Here is a 17,096-nt window from a genome sequence, read left to right as displayed (position 1 = left end):
GGCGCCGAGCGGCTCGGCCGCCTCACCCGTGGCGGCGAGGTGAGGACCCTCCGCGGCCGGCACCGGTGCGGGCGCCGGCGGCAGTGCGCCGAGCAGGGCGTCGGCATCCACGAGCCCGCTGCCCCACACGTTCTCGTCGCTCACGCCGGAGCTCCAGCGCTGGGCCGGCAGCGGCACGGCGGTCGCCTCGAACGCGGCCCGGAGATCAGCCACGGTCGCCTCCGGCGAGTACTGCAGCGCGAGCGCCGCCACGCCGGCGATGTTCGGCGCCGCCGCCGACGTGCCGATGAAGTAGTACCCCTCCAGGGGCCCGGACGTCACATGTGTGCCGAAGAAGGTGTTCCGCACCTGGTCGACACCGACGACATCGGGTTTCACCAGAACCGTCGGCTCGGCCAGTCTCTCGGCCGCGATGCGCTGCTTCACCTCGACGGGGGCGAAGAGGTACCGCGCCGGACCGGTGCCGGAGAACAGCTCCATCTCGGTCGGCACGAAGGACACGGCCGCCCCGATCGTGAAGGTGCTCGGGTCGGCCGGATGCGCGAACACCGTGGGGCCCACGGTGACTCCGGCCGGCCAGTCCCCCGAGTATTTGAGATTCGCCACGCCGGCGTCGTCGAGCGCGAAGATCATCTTCACGCCCGGCAGATGCGGAGTTCCGTGGTTGGTCACGCGAGCGAGCGATATGCCGTAGGTGGCACTCGGGCCGGGCGGCGTCTTCACCTGCGCCATGCTGGCGGGCACATCGGCACCCAGAGTGCCCGAGGTGCCGAGCACCTCCGGAGCGGCATCCGCCGACGCCTGGAACACGACGAACGGAATCACCGTGGTCTGCAGCCCGTCGACCGGCTCGGTCCACTGCGCGACGATGGTGATGGGGTTCACGGGGTCGCCCACGTCGAAGCTGGCGACCAGCAGCGGGTCGGCCTCCGCACCGTCCGGGGCGAAGTCGTTGCAGTCGAAGATGTCATCCGGGAAGTGCTTCTTCGCGTACTCGACCACGGCCGGCATGCACTCCATGGGGCGGTAGGACTCGGCCTCCCACGATCCGATGCTCTGGTACTCGGTGCCGTCACCGACCGTGCCGACGCTGCCCTCGTTCTGCGCGGCGGCGATGTAGAGCACGCCCTGCTCGGTGACCGTCTGGATGGTCTGCGCGATCAGCCCCTGCTGGTACCACGGCTCGTCGTACTGCACGGCGTCGTCGACGATCACGTCGGCGCCGGCGCGCTGCAGCTTGAGGATGCTGTCGGCGAACTCGGCGTCGGTCACGCCCATCGTCGAGAAGCTCAGCGTGGCGCCGGGGGCGATGCCGTGCACCACCTGGGCCATCGCCCGGCCCTCGTCAGTGGCCTTCAGTAGCGTGGGGTCCTCCTGCGCCAGCACCTTAACGGGCGTGGAGTAGCCGCAGGGGTTGCCGGGTCCGGGGAGGCTGCCGACCAGCACGTCCGGCTCGGACGGGCCGGCGAGGTCGAAGGAGTTCGAGATGATGCCCACGTGCACGCCGGTGCCGTCGACGCCGAAGTCGGCTCGCGCGAGGTCGGCCTTCAGCGGTGCCGCGGAGTTGACCGGGATGCTGCGGCAGGTCGCGGCGTCCGGAGCGGCGCCTGCGGCGGATCCGCTGGACGCGCCCGCCTCGGCGGCCGCGGTCACGTCGTCGGGCGTCGTGAGCGTGGCGGCGCCCGTCACGGCCGGCGTGAGCGCCGGGTTCACGGCCACGGCACCAGGCAGCGCGGCGAGGGCGGAGAAGCTCCCGGGCGTCGCGTACGCCACGATCGTGGGCGCGCTCTCGGTGACCGAGCGCACCTCCGCGAGACCGGCCACGGCATCGACCGCAGCCGCCTGCTCGGCCTCACCGGCGAAGCGGATGTCGACGACCACGCGGTCGGCCTCGTCGACGACGAGGCTGCCGGATCCCTCCGCCGGGAGCCCGGCCGCCCCGGCACCCTCATCGGAACTCGGCGAGGCTCCGGATGCAGCGAGTCGCTCCAGCGCGGAGGCCAGCACGCCGTCGGAGCTCACGACGGATCCACCGCCGGGAAGCGGATCGGCGTGGGCTGCCGTCGGCACGGCCACCAGGGCGCCCAGCACGACGGCCGCGGCGACCGCAGCGGCCGTCCGCCCGGCTCGCTCCTGACGGTTCCGGATGACACGGATCGGACGATTCGAGACGTCGCGCAGCACGGATTTCCCCCAACTCTCCGCACGACCCCTCCGGTGCGGACCGCGATCATCTTAGCGAATCCGGCCCGCCGGGCGTCAGCTCGAGGGCGCGGGACGCGGCGCCGGGAGAAGCGCGGACTGCGCGCGGCTTCGCGGGGCGGCCAGCGGCTCGCGCCGGGGCACGAGCCAGCCGAGCTCCACGGGTCGCCGCCGGCGGGCCAGCGCCACCCCGGAGAGCAGGATGCTCACCAGCAGGATCGCGGCCATCACGAGCGCCGCCGTCACCACCACTCCGGCATCACCGCCGGTCAGGATGGTCTGGATGCCGGACACCGCATACGCGAGCGGACTGATCGCGCTGATCGCCTGGAACGGACCCGACAGGATCTCGACGGGGTACAGACCACCCGTCGCCGCCAGCTGCAGCGCGAGCAGCACCAGTGAGATCACGGCGCCGACCCGGCCGAACGCCGTCGTGAGCAGTTGGTGAAACGCGGTGAACGCCAACGCCACGATCAGCGAGAAGCCGAGCGTCGCCGGGAGCGAGCTCCACGCCACCCCGAGGAACAGGTGCAGGAACGCCACCAGCAGCGCCGCCTGCGCCGCGGCGAACAGCGCCGCTCGTCCGAAGGTGCGCACGGTGAGGCGCGCCGTACTGACCGAGCTGGCCAGCACCGCCTTCGAGAACGGCCGCAGCCACAGGAACAGCGCGAGGGCACCGATCCAGAGCGCGGTCGGCAGCAGGATGGTGGAGACGATCTGGCCCACGGCGGTGACCTGGTTCGCCGTGCTCACGTCGACCTTCACGGGCTGCGCGATCACGTCGGCCGCGGCCTGGGTGTCGCCCGAGGCGTTGCCGCCGAGCTGGTCGGCGCCGGTCTGCAGGCCCGAGGCGAGCGTGCGCGCACCGTCGCCGAGCTGCGTGGCGCCGCTACCGAGCTGCTGCGCACCGGGCACGGTCTGCTGCACGCCGGTGGCGAGCTGACTCACGCCGTCGGCGAGACCGGAGGCCCCGGAGGCGAGGTCGGGACCGTTGGCCGCGAGCTGGTCGGCGCCGGCGGCCGCCTGAGCGATGCCGTCGGAGAGGGCGGGGAGACCGGATGCTCCGGCCGCGAGTTGCGGACCGGCCGCGGCCGCACCGCTGAGCTGCGTGCCGTACGCGTCGAGCTGCGCCTTCACCTCGGGGGCGAGCGCGGGTGCCAGCGCCGCGATCATCTGGTCGTAGCCCTGGGACAGGGCGGTGACGCCCTTCGTGTAGTCGGTGACACCCGTCGAGAGCTGCCCGAGCGACCCCGTCTCAGCCGCGATCGTGTTCAGTCCCGTCGACAGGTCCGAGACCCCGCCCGTGTAGGCGGCCACGCCGTCCGAGAGCTGTGAGGCCCCGGATGCGGCGGTCGCGGCTCCGGCGCCGAGCTGGTTCAGGCCGTCGGCCAGCTGCGCCGATCCGGAGGCCAGACCGTCGGCCCCGGTGGCCAGCTGCGTCGCGCCGTTCGCGGCATCCGTGAGGCTCGTGCCCACCGTGCCGAAGCTCGTGTAGATGCCGTTGACGACCTGCGCGGTGACGGTCTGGCCGAAGCCGGCCTGGACGGCCGAGGCCACCGTGGAGGCCACGACGCCCGAGAGGTAGCCGTGCGAGGCATTCGTGCGGATGTCGATCAGACCCTGTTGCGGGTTCGAGGTCGCGAGGGTGTTGAGAGTCGCCGAGAAGTCCTTCGGGATGGTGAGCACGGCGTAGTAGGTGCCGTCGGCCAGGCCCGCCGCTGCGTCATCCGCATTGGTGAGCTGCCAGTCGAAGCCGCTGGACGAGCCGGTGAGTTCGGTGACGAGCCCGCGCCCGGCGAAGTTCACCGTCTGGGTGCCGTCGGCCGCGGTCGTCGTGGTCATCTCGTCTTCGTTCACGATCGCCGCGGGCACCGTGTTGAGGTTGGTGTCGGCGTTCGCCAGCGCGCCGGCGAACAGGCCGTTGACGGCCAGCGGCGTGAAGATCACCGCGAGGGTCGCCAGCACGGCCAGCACCAGCTTGGTGCGGCGGCGCATCCGGGGCGTCGGAGTGGTCTGCACGGTCGATTCCGCGGTGCTCATCGCACGGTTCCTTTCGAGTCGGACGAGACGGACGAGCCGGTCGGGACGGGCGAGTCGCCCGGGGTGGGCGAATCCGGGGAGGCGGACGAGCCCGCCGAGGCGGTCAGATCGATGCGCACGAGCGGCCGGTCGCCGACCGTGGCCGCGTGCAGCGCGGGTTCCTCCTCGAGGCCGAGCAGCACGGCGGTTCCGGGATCGGCGATCCCCGCCACCGCGCCGGCGAAGGCCGGGCTGGCCGGATGCGCGAAGTCGCCGTCGCCCGCATCCACCACCAGAAGCTCGGCTCCGTCGGCCACGCCGAGCGCCACGAACAGCAGCGAGAGCGCGAGCGGCGAGAGCTCGCCGAGGGTGCGGTGGATGTCGATCGGCGACTCCCCCTCGACGGTGGCGAGCGAGGCGTTGATGCGGGAGACCAGCAGCTCCGCCGATCCGCGGGGCACCCGCCTGAACCAGGGCCTCGCCAGCCTGAGCCGCTCGCCGATCGCGTCGCCCACGGCCGTCGACACGTCCGGACGCCGCGAGTCGAGGTCGACCAGCGTCACGCGCTTCACGACCGAGCCGGCCTCCGAGGGCAGTGAGGCGCCGAGAACCTGCAGGTGCCCACTCTCCGGCGAGATCCGCCCGGCGACGGCCGCACCCAGCAGCCGGCGGGCCGCGGTCGGGCCGGTCAGCACGCCGACAGAGCCGCGCGGCAGCGAGAAGCTCGCCGACACACCGGCTCCCGGCACCACCAGGTCGTCGGCCGTGACCGCGTCACCGGTGTGCACCGACGCCCACTCCGTCTCCTCGATGTGACCGCGCAGGCTCTCGCCCTCCACGTCGACGTTCGGCAGGATGCGGTCGAGCCACTTGGGCAGGTACCAGGCCTTGTCGCCGAGCAGGGTCATCACGGCGGGCACCAGCGTCATCCGCACCAGGAAGGCGTCGACGAACACGCCCACGGCGAGCGCCAGCGCGATGGCCTTGATGGGCCCGTCACCCTCCGGCACGAAGGCGAAGAACACGAAGAACATGATCAGGGCGGCGGCGGTGACCACGCGGGCGCCGTGCTGGAACCCGATCCGCACCGCCCGTCTCGCATCCCGGGTCTTGACGTATTCCTCGCGCATGCCCGACACGAGGAACACCTCGTAGTCCATGGCGAGCCCGAACAGGATGGCCATCAGCAGGATCGGCAGGAAGCTGATGATCGGCCCGGTCGCGTGCACGTTCAGCAGGTCGTTGAACCAGCCGTCCTGGAACACGGCGACCGTCACACCGAACGAGGCGCCGACGGTGAGCACGAAGCCGAGCGCCGCCTTGACGGGCACCGCGATCGAGCGGAACACCATCGCCAGCAGGATGATCGACAGCCCGATCACGAGCACGCCGAACGGCAGCAGAGCTCCGGTGAGCTGGTTCGACACGTCGATGGCGACGGCGGTCTGGCCGCTCACCGTGAACGGCACGCCGTAGTCGGCCTCGACCTGGCCCTTCATCTCGCGCAGGTTCTCCACCAGGGTCTTGGTGGCCGGGTCATCCGGAGCCGTCGTGGGGATCACCTGGAAGATCGCGGTGTCGAGCGTCTGGTCGGGGATGCCGGGGCCCACGGTGGCGACGCCGGGCACGGCCTCGAGCTCGCTCCGGATGCCCGCCAGGTCGTCCTGGATGGCGGTGGTCTGCGTGATGTCGGCCACCACCACGATGGTGCCGTTGTAGCCGGGCCCGAACTTCTCGGCGATGGTGTCGTAGGCGATGCGGGCCGAGCTGCCCTCCGCCTGGCTGGCCGCGGTGGGCAGGTTGAGGTCGAGGCTGAAGGCCGGTAGGGCGACCGTGCCGAGCAGGCCGATCACGGCCACGATGAACACGATCGGCGCCTTCATCACGAGCGCCACCCAGCGGCCCCCGAGGCTCGGCTTGAGGGGCTTGGCCGGTTTGGCGGCCACTGTGGGCCCTGTGGTTGTCTCGGTGTCGCCGGCCGGAGCCGCAGCCGTCGTCCCCTCCGCGTCGTGCTCGGCAGCGGCGAGCGCGCGCCGCGCCGCGCGCGAGCCGGGCTTCGGGATCAGCCGCCCCTTCGCCAGGCCCAGGATGGCGGGCAGCAGGGTGATGGCGATCGACACGGCCGCGAACACCGCGAAGGCGGCGCCGACGCCCATCACCGAGAGGAACGGGATGCCCACCACGAGCAGTCCGAGTAGCGCGATGATGACGGTCAGGCCCGCGAACACCACGGCACCGCCGGCGGTCGCGACCGATTGCGCCGCCGACTCCTCCGGATCCATCCCCTGCGCCAACTGGCTTCGGTGGCGCGACAGGATGAACAGCGCGTAGTCGATCCCGACGGCGAGACCGATCATCACGGCGAGCATGGGAGCGGTGCTGGAGACCGTGGTGAAGCTGGCGACCGCCATGATGCCGCCGGTGGAGATGCCCACGCCGAGCAGCGCGGTGAGCAGCGGCAGGCCGGCCGCGAGCAGCGAGCCGAAGGTGATGAACAGCACGACGCCGGCGAACAGAACGCCGATGCCCTCGGTGGGCGTCAGACCGAAGGTGGTGGTGGTGAACACCTCGCCGCCGTAGGAGATCTGCATGCCGTCGCTCTGCAGCGAGTTCCCGGCGGTCTGCACCTGCTCGATGGTGCTGTCCGTCACATCCGTCGCCGGCCCGTCGAACTGCACCTTGATCAGCGCGGTCGTGCCGTCCTCGGAGATCGCGTTCGTGGCGTACTCGGAGTACGGCGAGATGACCGAGGCCACCTGGTCGAGCTTGCCGAGGTCGTCGGAGACGTCGGAGATCTCCTGCTTGACGGTGTCGTCGTTGACGGATGCGCCGTCAGGGGCCACCACCACGACCGTGGCCGCAGCGCCTGCCGCCGAGGGGAACAGTTTGTCGAGCGTGTCGATGGTCTGCTGCGACTCGGTGCCCGGGATCGTGAAGCTCTCCTGGAACTGCCCGCCGAGGGCGAGGCCTCCGCCGAGGAGGGCGCCGAGCGCGAGAACCCAGGCCAGCACCACGTACCAGGCCTTGCGGTAGGCGAAGCGGCCGATGCGGTAGAGCAGGGTGGCCATGGGGAAGCTCCTCGGGTGTTCGGGTTTCGGGTTTCGGACGTCAGGAGGACAGTGCCCTAGGAAGACAAGGCCCTAGGAGGACAAAGGAGTGATCAGTTCGCCGACCACGTCGATGAGGGCTTCCCTGACCTCGTCGATGTCGTCGATCTCGGTGAGACTGGGGCGCGAGGCCACCAGGATGTAGGCGGCTCCGGCGAGGGCGACGCCGAGGCGGATGCGCTGCTTGGTGGTGGGCAGGTCGGACATGAACGACTCGCCGATGCGCTGGATGAGGCCCGTGGCACGATCGACCATCGGGATGTCGGAGAGGGTCTGGCCCTGATTGATGATGATGTGGGCGGCCAGCCGGTGCTCGAGCAGGAGGTCGACGAAGTCGGCGGTGAACTGCGCCCGCTGGCCGTCGGAGGTGACCTTCGCGACGATGGATCCGAGGAACTCGTCGAGCTCGGCCACCGAGGGGGCGAGGGCCTCTTCGAACAGCGCTTCCTTCGACCGGAAGTGGTAGAGCACGCTCGACTTCGAGTAGCCGGCCGCCTCCGCGATCTGTTGCAGGCTCGTGCCCGAGTACCCGTTCTCGGCGAACATCTCGAGCGCGATGGCGCGCAGCTCGGCCGCGACGTCGGTCTGCGGTCGGGCGATCGGCTGGTTGCTGGGCACGACATCCACCGTAGTCTGACCGATCGGTCAGCGTCTGCCCGATCGGTCAGATTCGAAGAGATCCCCCAGCTACGACGCAGGGAGACAGCCGTTTCGGGACGTGTCCGTCACCCACCCACCGCGCGCGGGGCATCCGTTCTCTAGGGTTGTGCCATGACCGCCACGACTCCCCCGACCGCGTGCTGCTGACCCGGCAAGCTCTGATGCCCCGGGCCTGAGGGACGGCTCCTGTGCGCTCTCGAGAATCCCGCCGCCGCGAACGGCGCATCGCGGCCCGGATGGCGGCCCCGGTGCTGCTGCTCGCCGGCGACCCCGGCGAGGTGCTCGAGGCCCTGCGCGAGGATGCCGCGAAGTACGGCATCCCGGTCGTCGACCCGCACCCGGCGGTGGGTGACCCCGGAGCAACGCCGGCCGAGCCGGCAGAAGACGACGGCGACGATCCGCCTCCCACGATCGCCGTGGTGGTCGCCCAGGTCGGCGACGGCCAGTCGTCGCTGCGCCGAGGCCTGCGGATGCTCGATCGCGAAGAAGACCGCCTGCGCCCTGACACGGTGCGGATCGTCGTCATCCTCGCCGGCGCCTCGCGGGTACTCCCCCGCCGGGTGCGCGATGCGCTGGCGCCTGAGATCCTGTATCAGGTGGAATCGGGGCTGTACTCCGACGAGCACTCCCGGCCGTGGCGCACGCTGCGGCTGCGGTCGGGGCAGGCCGTGCTGCGGGCGCTCGGCATCCGGGTGTTCCGGGTGCCGGCCCCGGCATCCTGAACCCCGACCACCCGGACCGACCCGACAGCCCGGGCCGACCCGACCCGCCTGCCCCGCGCGAACCGCCCCACCCCGTATTGCCCGACTCACCGACCGGAGCCCCGATGCCCGCCCTCCCCCCACGCGACAAGTCGCGACCGCGCTGGACCTCGGCGCACTTCTCCCTCGCGGCGCTCGCCCTGAACGGGGCGGCGCTGCTCGCCCTGTTCGCCAACCTGCTGAGCGGCAATGCCGCCTGGCAGGTGGCGGTCGGCGCGGCGATCGTGCTGCTCGCCCTCGGCGGCGGTGCGGCCTGGCGTGCGCGCATCCTGAGGCTGCGCGAACGGCGCGGCTGACCGGCGCCACGCGGTCGGCAGCGGTAACCCGCGCGAAACGCATCCAGGAGTAGCGTCGTCTCCGTCACTGCGGGTCGATCTGAGGAGGCGGCATGGCCGGCGAGAACAATGACGCGGCACGCGAGGACATCGCCGACGCCGACGAGTCGCCCCGCGAGGTGTTCGGCGACCGGATGACCTCGGTGGAGGACTTCTCCGACGAGCAGGCCGGCTATCACAAGTCGCTGAAGCCGCGGCAGCTGCAGATGATCGCGATCGGCGGCGCCATCGGCACCGGCCTCTTCCTCGGCGCCGGAGGCCGGCTGCACGAGGCAGGCCCGCTGCTGGTGGTCGACTACGCGGTCTGCGGCTTCTTCGCCTTCCTCATCCTGCGGGCGCTCGGCGAGCTGGTGCTGCACCGGCCGTCATCCGGATCGTTCGTCTCCTACGCTCGTGAGTTCTACGGCGAGAAGGCCGCCTACGTCTCGGGCTGGCTCTACTTCTTGAACTGGGCGATGACCGCCATCGTCGACTCCACGGCGGTGGCCGTGTACGTGCAGTACTGGAGCCTGTTCACCGACGTGCCGCAGTGGCTGCTGGCGCTGATCGCACTGGCCGTCGTGCTCGGCGCCAACATGATCTCGGTGAAGGTGTTCGGCGAGATGGAGTTCTGGTTCGCGCTGATCAAGGTGGTGGCGCTGGTCGCGTTCCTCATCATCGGCGTGGTCTTCCTGGCCTTCGCGTTCCCGACGGATCAGGGGGTCACCGGCATCCCGATGATCGCGGCCGAGGGCGGGCTGTTCCCCGACGGCATCAACACCCTGGTCGTGGCGATCATCATGATCCAGGGTGTGGTGTTCGCCTACGCGGGTGTGGAGCTGGTCGGCACGGCCGCCGGCGAGACGCCGAACCCCGAGAAGATCATGCCGCGCGCCATCAACAGCGTTGTGTTCCGGATCGCGATCTTCTACTGCGGCTCGGTGCTGCTGCTGGCCCTGCTGCTGCCGGCCTCGACCTACTCGGCCACCGAGAGCCCCTTCGTCACCTTCTTCTCGAACATCGGCAACCCTACGGTGGCGGCGATCGCGGGGTCGGCGATGAACTTCGTGGTACTGACCGCGGCCCTGTCGAGCCTCAATGCCGGGCTGTATTCGACCGGTCGCATCCTGCACTCGATGTCGACGAGCGGGGCGGCGCCCAAGTTCACCGGCAAGATGAACAAGCGCGGCGTGCCGTACGGCGGGATCCTGCTCACCTCGGCGGTGGCGCTGCTCGGCGTGGGCCTCAACTTCGTGGTGCCGGCCCAGGCCTTCGAGATCGTGCTGAACGTGTCGGCGCTCGGCATCATCGCGAGCTGGGGCACGATCGTGCTCTGCCAGATGAAGTTCAAGAAGCTGGCCGATCAAGGCCTCTACGTGCGGCCGAAGTTCCGGCTGTTCGCGGCGCCGTTCACCTCGTACCTCACGCTGGCGTTCCTGGTGGCGGTGCTCGTGCTGATGGCGTTCGACTACCCGGCGGGCACGTTCACGATCGCGTCGCTGGTGATCATCATCCCGCTGCTGATCGTGGGCTGGTTCGTGTACCGCGACCGCATCCTGGCCATCGCCGCCGCCCGCTCGGGCTTCACCGGCGCGTATCCGACGGTGGCGAACCCGACGCCGCTGGGCGGGCGGCCGAAGCGCACCGCCGGCTCGGACAAGCCGAAGGGGCCGCCCGCGTCGAAGGGCTAGACGTGGTCGCGCCAGCTGTGCTCGGGGCGGTACCAGAGCATCCGTCGCGCCTTCTCGATGCTGAGGAGCGTCTCGGCCGGCACGACCTCGCGCGTGAAGGGCACGTCGGGGAAGTAGCGGGCGGCGAGCTCCGAGGAGCCCGTGCTCAGAACGGTGTCGGCCGCGGCGATGATGAAGGCCTCGAAGCCGGTGAGGGTGCTCTCCAGCGCCAGGCGCACGGCCTGGGCGCCGTCGCGGGCGTCGATGTAGCCCCAGGCGTTCCAGGATCGGGACTCGGGGTCGTCCTCGAACGCGGGGAATGCGGCGTAGTCGCTCTCGACCATCACGTTCGAGAAGCGCAGGCCGATGAGCTTGAGGTCGGGATTCCAGCGCGTGAAGTGCCGGGCCATCTCCTCCTCGACCGCCTTGCCGAGCGAGTACGTGCTCTGCGGCCGCACCGCGTAGCTCTCGTCGACCGGGAACGACGGGGGCGGTGACGACCCGAACGGCAGCCCGAGCACGGTCTCGCTCGAGGCCCAGACGACGTTCAGGATGCCGGCGGCCTGGGCGGCCGCGAACACGTTGTACGTGCTCGGCACGTTGTTGGCGAAGGTGGCGGAGTTCGTGAGCAGCCCCGGCGCCGGCACGGCGGCGAGGTGGGCGACGGCGTCGACGTGGTCGTAGCGGTCATCGACGGCGGTCAGCGCCTCGAGCACCTGACCGTAGTCGGTGAGGTCGAGCTGCACGAACTGGGCACGCGGATCGAGGGCGGCCGGACGCACCCGGTCGAGCACGGTCACCTCGTAGCCGTGCTCGAGCAGCTCGGTCACGACGGCGGCGCCGAGCTTGCCGCTTCCTCCGGTGACGACGACGTGGGTCATGGGGCTCCTTCGGTCAGCGGCCCATCAGCGGGCCGTCTCAGTATGACCCGCCACTAGGCTGGCCGCATGGGCATCCTCGCAGCGGTCTTCGTAGGGCTCGCAGCCCTCGTGCACGTCTACATCTTCGTGCTGGAGAGCCTGCGCTGGCGGCACCCCGCCACCTGGAAGGTCTTCGGCCTGTCTTCGCAGCAGGATGCCGACACCACAGCGCCGCTCGCGTACAACCAGGGCTTCTACAACCTGTTCCTCGCGATCGGCGCCGCGATCGGCATCGTGCTGGTGTTCACGCCGGCTTACGCCGCGGGCTTCGCCCTGGCCCTCTTCAGCACCGGCTCCATGCTCGCGGCGGCGCTCGTGCTGCTCAGCACCGGCCGCAGCCGCCTCCGCTCCGCCTCCATCCAGGGCACCTTCCCCCTCCTCGGCGTGATCTTCCTGCTGATCACCCTCGTCACTCGCTGACCTCGCAGCCCGGCGGCTGAGCAGGCCCATTCGGCTGACCTGGCCCCACTCGCCTGAGCTGGCGGGCATTCTGTCAGCGGATGCAGAATTGGCGCCGACCGAAGCCGTCTATGGGGTCGCTCCCCGCCGATTCTGCATCCGTCAAACGGTGAGCCCTTCCGGAGACGTGGTCGCCCAGTCCGCTCCCTCATCAAAAGGGTGGCGGTTCGTAGTCGGGGTCGCTCGCTGGCGGACTGTGGTGCGTGCTGAAGACGTCGACCGGTGGTCGCGGTAGCTTCGCGGACGGCGGCGGTGTAGCAGGCGGGGTGGGTGGTCGTCCGGTTGGGGTGGTGGTGTAGGTGGCGCCGCCGGGGCTTGTCCAGTGGAGGGTGCGGTTGCCGGTGGGATCGGGTTCGACTCTCCAGGCGGTGGAGTGTTTCAGATGGTGATGTTTCGGGCACAAATGGGCGAGGTTCTCGGGGGTGCTGGGGCCGCCATCAGCCCAGTCCACGGTGTGATCGAGTTCGCAGGCGGTCGCCCGGCGCCGGCAGCCCGGGAAGCGGCAGGTCTGGTCATCGATGGTGAGGACGGTGCGGAGTTCTGCGGTGGGCCGGTAGCGGCGGCGGGTGACCTGGCAGATCTGCCCGGTATCGGGGGCAGTCAGAGCGCGCAGGAACGTCGGTGCGGTCGCGGAAAGCTCGCGGGCGGTGTCCGGATCGATCGGCCCGTACCCGTGAAGGTCGCCGGGCTGGGTGTCGTCGCCGGCGATGGTGCGGGCCGGAACGGTCACGATGACGGTCGGGGTGAGGCGGGGACCGGTGCCGTCGCGGCCGAGGATGATGTCGGTGAGGACGTCGGATCGGCGTTGCGGCAGGGTGCGGGTGTCCTCCGGGGTGCGAAGGTTCCGGGCCATCCGGTCGATGAGGTCATCGATTGCGACCGCATCCACGGCGGGGAGGTGGTGGTGGAGGGTGGCCATCCCGTCCAGGCCGGGTTCCAGCCAGACTCCGCGGAGGTTTTTGGCGCGGGTGGCGCGGTCGATGATCGACTCCGGGTGCGAGCTCTCCCGGACACGGCGGGCATGGTCGTCGAACCGGGCCGCGGTCTCCACCAGGGCGACCGGCAACACGTCGCGTTCGAAAGCGCCCTGAGCCTCGCGGGGGAGGGTTTGGGCGTGGGCGACCATCTTGCGGGCGTGCTGGTAGGAGATCTCCCCGGTCTCCAGCGCGGCGAGGGTGCCGGGCAGCTGGTCGGCGAGGTGCTCGGCGTCACCGATGAGACGGGTGATGGTGGATTCGGGGCGGCGGAGTGCGCAGCCGATCTCCGCCGCCAACGACCGGCGACCCCACTCCACCAGAGACGAATCCCGGCCGAGACTGGAACGGGTCGGCGGTGGGGGTGCTCCGTCGAAGTCGTCGCCGGGTTCGGCCAATGCGATCTGATCCGCGATCGCCGCAGCTATCGCGAGGTGCCGGGCCCGACGCGCCTCTCCCGCGGCGATGTCCCGCTCGTCGTGGACGAGCATCCGGAGAACCTCGTCAAGCCGCTGTCGCAGCGATGGGTGGGCGAAGACCGATCCGAATCCCGACGCCCTGGAGCCAGGCGCGCCAGACCGTGGTGCCCGCAAGGGCTTCGTGACTGCTGGCGTGTCCCGGGTTTCGGTGAACACCACCCTCGACTGCTTCATGAGAATAATTCAATCAGCACCCACCGACATTGGCCTCGAGAACCCAGCCCATCCCTTCGAAGGCAAGCGCGAAGCGCGCGGCAGCCCCCACCGGCCCTACCCGGCCAGTGCCGCCACAGCCCGCTCTTCCCGCCGCGCCCGACGGCGCTCCCGCGTGCCCTCGACGAGGTTGTAGAGCACCGGCAGCACGATCAGTGTCAGCAGTGTCGACGACACCAGCCCGCCGATCACGATGATCGCCAGCGGCTGCGAGATGAACCCGCCCTGCCCGGTGAGCCCGATCGCCATCGGCAGCAGCGCGAAGATCGTCGCCAGTGCCGTCATGAGGATCGGCCGGAGTCGCCGCGAGGCGCCCTCGACCAACGCCTCCCGCACCGGCAGACCCCTTGCCCGGTATTGGTTCACCAGGTCGACGAGCACGATCGCGTTCGTCACCACGATGCCGATCAGCATCAGCACGCCGATGATCGAGGGCACGCCGAGCGGAATGCCCGAGATGACCTGCAGCGCGATGGCTCCGGTCGCGGCGAAGGGGATCGACACGAGCAGCAGGATCGGCTGCAGCAGGCTCTTGAACGTCGCCACCATCACCACGTACACGATCAGGATGGCCACCAGCAGGGCGATGCCGAGCTGGGAAAAGGCGTCCGACTGGTCGGTCACGACGCCGCCCACCGAGGCGGTCGCGCCGGCCGGCAGCTCGACGTCGGCGAGCGCAGTCGACACCTCGGAGCTCGCCGTGCCGAGGTCTTCGCTGTTGGGCGTGACCGACACGGTCGCCGTGCGCACGCCCTTCACGGTGGTGATCGTGGCGGGGCCGTCGACCACGGCGACCGTGGCCAGCGAGTCGAGCCGCGCGGGACCGGCGATGGTCGGGATCTGCAGCGCGGCGAGCGCCTCCTGCGAGGTGGGCGGATCGGCCGCGTCGAGGTAGATCGTGTAGTTCTTGTCGTCGATCACGATCGTGCTCACGGTGGTGGGTTGCATCGCCTGCGAGACGATCCCGCCGACGGCGACTTCGCTGAGGCCGGCCTGCGCGGCCTTGGTGCGGTCGACCGCCACCTGCACGTACGGGCGCGAATCGCTCAGGTTGCTCGAGGCCTGCTTGACGGCATCCAGTCCCTGCATGCTCGTGAGCACCGACTGCGCGGCCGTCGCGAGGTCGCTCTGCGAGGTCGCGGTGACGTCGATCGCGATGTCGGACGAGCCGCCGAAGCCGGAGGACGCCGACACCGACACCTCGCCGACATCCGGGACCGCCTCGACGGTCTTGCGCACGGCGTCTTGCAGCGCATCCTGGTCGACGCCCTCGTCGGTGGTGATGTTGTAGGTGATGGCACTGTCGCCGCCGCCCGAGAACGCGTCCCGGAGCGAGCTGCCGGACGATCCGATGGTCAGCTGCACCGTCTGGATCCCGTCGACGCCCTCGAGCGCCGTCTCGACCTGCATGGCGGCCGCCGACTGGGCGTCGAGACTGGAACCGACAGGCACCGTCTGCGTGACGGTGAAGGTGTTCTGGCCGCTGGAGCCGAGGAAGTTCGTCTTCATCAGCAGCGTGAGCGGGAGGGTGCCGAGCAGCACGAACACGGCGATCAGGATGGTGACGACCGAGTGTTTGAGCGTCCAGGTGATGATCGGCAGGTAGCGCCGCTGCAGCGCGGTGGTCGGCTCGTCCTCGATCTCGACGCGGTGCGTGCGCGCCCGGCGGGTGGGCGCGGCCTCGGCGGCGGCGGCGACGTCGTCGACGACGGGTGCTGCATGCGATCCATGCGGATGCTCGGCGGACTCCTCGACGGCCGTCCCGGTCTCGGCCGCGCCCGCCTTCACCTTCGGCGGGCGCACGAACCAGTAGGCCAGCACCGGCACGATCGTCAGGGCCACCAGCAGCGAGGCGAGCAGCGCGATCGTGACGGTGAGCGCGAACGGCCGGAACAGCTCGCCCGTGGTGTCGCCCACGAACGCCAGCGGCAGGAAGACCGCCACGGTGGTGATGGTCGAGGCCGTGATGGCGCCACCCACCTCGCGCACCGCATCCACGATCAACGAAGCCCGCGCCGCACCCGCCTCCTTCGGCCCGAGGGTCGACCCCGCCAGCACCGCGAGGTGCCGCTTGATGTTCTCGATCACCACGATGGAGTCGTCGACCACGCGCCCGATCGCGATCGTGAGCGCGCCCAGCGTGATGATGTTGAGCGTGTACCCCGTGGCCTGCATGGCGATGAAGGTGATCAGCACCGACGTCGGGATCGAGATCGCCGTCACCAACGTCGAGCGGATCGACAGCAGGAAGACGAACACCACGAGCACCGCGAAGAACAGCCCGAGCAGGCCCTCGGTGGCCAGCGACTCGATCGACTCCTGAATGAACGGGGCCTGGTCGAACACGATCGTGAAGGTGGCGCCGGGCAGGTCGTTCTCGAGCTGCGGCAGCAGCGCGCGCACGTCTTTCGACACCTCGACGGTGTTGGCCGAGGGCACCTTGGTGACCGAGATCGTCAGCGCGTCCTGGCCGTTCACCCGCGAGATGGAGGTCACCGGATCGTCGGCGATGGCGACCGTCGACACCTGACCGACCGTCACCGGCGTACCGTCGGCGTTCACGGCGGGCAGAGGGAGGGCCGCGATGTCGTCGGTGGAGGTGAGCTTCGAGCCCGCCTGCACCGCGTAGCTCTGGCCGCCCTCGGTGAGGGTGCCGGCCGGGATCAGCACCCCGTTGTTCTTGACCGCATCCGTGATCTGCGAGGTGCTCACCGCGGTTGCCGCGAGGCTCTCGAGCGAGGGTGTGATGGTGACGCGCTGGCCGATCTGGCCGAGCACCGAGGCGGCGCGCACGCCGTCGATCGCCTCGAGGTCGGGCACCGCGGCCACGTCGAGCTGCTGCGCGAGGGTCTTGGCGTCTTCGCCTGAGACCGCGATCGAAATGATCGGCAGGTCGTTGATGCTGCCGGAGATGACCTGCGGATCCAGATCCGCCGGCAAGGTCAACTTGATGCGGTTGATGGCCTGGGCCATCTTCTGCTCGGCCGTGGCCAGATCGGTGCCGTAGGTGAAGGTGGCCGAGATGATCGAGAGGTTCGTGCTCGAGGTGGCCGAGCTGATCTCCAGCCCCTCGACGCCCTGGATGGCGGTCTCGATCGGCGTCGAGACCTCGTCGTTCACCACCTCGGGCGAAGCGCCCGGGTAAGTGGTGAGCACCGCGAGCTGCGGGAACTCGATCGAGGGGATGAGCTCCTGCTTGAGGTTCGTGAGCGCGAGCCCGCCGAACACGGCCACCACGATGGTGACCAGGGCGATCAGCGCCCGGTTCTTCATGCTCAGGACGGCGAGAAAGTGCACGAGAAATCCCCTGTCAGC

The 17,096-nt window shown here is 70.2% G+C and carries 11 protein-coding genes; 4 read left to right on the top strand and 7 right to left on the bottom strand.

Annotated features, from left to right (window positions below):
• The 4 genes from Q0D75_RS17390 to Q0D75_RS17375 form a co-directional block, all read right to left on the bottom strand.
• A partial coding sequence (locus Q0D75_RS17390) for a S8 family serine peptidase (RefSeq protein WP_291056302.1) occupies positions 1-2,184 on the bottom strand: 2,184 nt, incomplete at its 3' end.
• A gap of 75 nt (positions 2,185-2,259) precedes the next feature.
• Positions 2,260-4,245, bottom strand: a complete 1,986-nt coding sequence (locus Q0D75_RS17385) for a YhgE/Pip family protein (RefSeq protein WP_291056294.1) — start codon at positions 4,243-4,245, stop codon at positions 2,260-2,262.
• Positions 4,242-7,292 (bottom strand): MMPL family transporter, encoded by a 3,051-nt coding sequence (locus tag Q0D75_RS17380; protein WP_291056292.1) that lies wholly within the window; start codon positions 7,290-7,292, stop codon positions 4,242-4,244. The genes Q0D75_RS17385 and Q0D75_RS17380 overlap by 4 nt, the downstream gene beginning before the upstream one ends.
• Before the next feature lie 72 nt (positions 7,293-7,364).
• Positions 7,365-7,949 carry a helix-turn-helix domain-containing protein gene (locus Q0D75_RS17375; protein WP_291056291.1) on the bottom strand — a complete coding sequence of 195 codons (585 nt, stop codon included), beginning with the start codon at positions 7,947-7,949 and terminating at the stop codon, positions 7,365-7,367.
• Between the two features lie 230 nt (positions 7,950-8,179).
• Between Q0D75_RS17375 and Q0D75_RS17370 the strand changes: the two genes are divergently transcribed.
• From Q0D75_RS17370 to Q0D75_RS17360, 3 genes are all read left to right on the top strand, one after another.
• A complete protein-coding gene (locus tag Q0D75_RS17370) occupies positions 8,180-8,713 on the top strand; it encodes a hypothetical protein (RefSeq protein ID WP_291056289.1) in 534 nt (177 codons plus the stop codon).
• A 104-nt stretch (positions 8,714-8,817) separates the two neighbouring features.
• Positions 8,818-9,048, top strand: coding sequence for a hypothetical protein (locus Q0D75_RS17365; protein WP_291056286.1), 231 nt, complete (start codon positions 8,818-8,820; stop codon positions 9,046-9,048).
• A gap of 173 nt (positions 9,049-9,221) precedes the next feature.
• Complete coding sequence (locus Q0D75_RS17360) at positions 9,222-10,757, top strand: amino acid permease (protein WP_291056314.1); 1,536 nt, start codon at positions 9,222-9,224, stop codon at positions 10,755-10,757.
• Here the strand turns inward: Q0D75_RS17360 and Q0D75_RS17355 are convergent.
• The gene (locus Q0D75_RS17355) at positions 10,754-11,617 is read right to left on the bottom strand and encodes an NAD(P)-dependent oxidoreductase (RefSeq protein ID WP_291056280.1); all 864 of its coding nucleotides are present in this window, start codon (positions 11,615-11,617) and stop codon (positions 10,754-10,756) included. The genes Q0D75_RS17360 and Q0D75_RS17355 overlap by 4 nt on opposite strands.
• A gap of 66 nt (positions 11,618-11,683) precedes the next feature.
• Here Q0D75_RS17355 and Q0D75_RS17350 point away from each other — a divergent pair, with 66 nt between their 5' ends.
• Positions 11,684-12,076, top strand: a complete 393-nt coding sequence (locus Q0D75_RS17350) for a DUF1304 domain-containing protein (protein WP_291056279.1) — start codon at positions 11,684-11,686, stop codon at positions 12,074-12,076.
• Positions 12,077-12,266: 190 nt separating this feature from the next.
• Here the strand turns inward: Q0D75_RS17350 and Q0D75_RS17345 are convergent, their stop codons facing one another.
• Both Q0D75_RS17345 and Q0D75_RS17340 read right to left on the bottom strand, forming a co-directional pair.
• Positions 12,267-13,580, bottom strand: a complete 1,314-nt coding sequence (locus Q0D75_RS17345) for an HNH endonuclease signature motif containing protein (RefSeq protein ID WP_291056276.1) — start codon at positions 13,578-13,580, stop codon at positions 12,267-12,269.
• 258 nt (positions 13,581-13,838) lie between these two features.
• Positions 13,839-17,078: an efflux RND transporter permease subunit gene (locus Q0D75_RS17340; protein ID WP_291056274.1), complete on the bottom strand. Its 3,240-nt coding sequence runs from the start codon at positions 17,076-17,078 to the stop codon at positions 13,839-13,841.
• Positions 17,079-17,096: the final 18 nt, after the last annotated feature.

The sequence above is a fragment of the Herbiconiux sp. genome (genome assembly GCF_023264855.1).
Classification (GTDB): domain Bacteria; phylum Actinomycetota; class Actinomycetes; order Actinomycetales; family Microbacteriaceae; genus Herbiconiux.
Note: the sequence above shows the minus strand (reverse complement) of the source record. Positions and strands in the feature narration are given on the sequence as shown.

Excerpts from the sequence above, each read along its gene's own strand:
- Q0D75_RS17385 (WP_291056294.1), bottom strand. The coding sequence starts at position 4,245 with ATGAGCACCGCGGAATCGACCGTGCAGACCACTCCGACGCCCCGGATG.
- Q0D75_RS17380 (WP_291056292.1), bottom strand. The coding sequence starts at position 7,292 with ATGGCCACCCTGCTCTACCGCATCGGCCGCTTCGCCTACCGCAAGGCC.
- Q0D75_RS17365 (WP_291056286.1), top strand. The coding sequence starts at position 8,818 with ATGCCCGCCCTCCCCCCACGCGACAAGTCGCGACCGCGCTGGACCTCG.
- Q0D75_RS17360 (WP_291056314.1), top strand. The coding sequence starts at position 9,222 with ATGACCTCGGTGGAGGACTTCTCCGACGAGCAGGCCGGCTATCACAAG.
- Q0D75_RS17355 (WP_291056280.1), bottom strand. The coding sequence starts at position 11,617 with ATGACCCACGTCGTCGTCACCGGAGGAAGCGGCAAGCTCGGCGCCGCC.
- Q0D75_RS17350 (WP_291056279.1), top strand. The coding sequence starts at position 11,684 with ATGGGCATCCTCGCAGCGGTCTTCGTAGGGCTCGCAGCCCTCGTGCAC.
- Q0D75_RS17345 (WP_291056276.1), bottom strand. The coding sequence starts at position 13,580 with ATGCTCGTCCACGACGAGCGGGACATCGCCGCGGGAGAGGCGCGTCGG.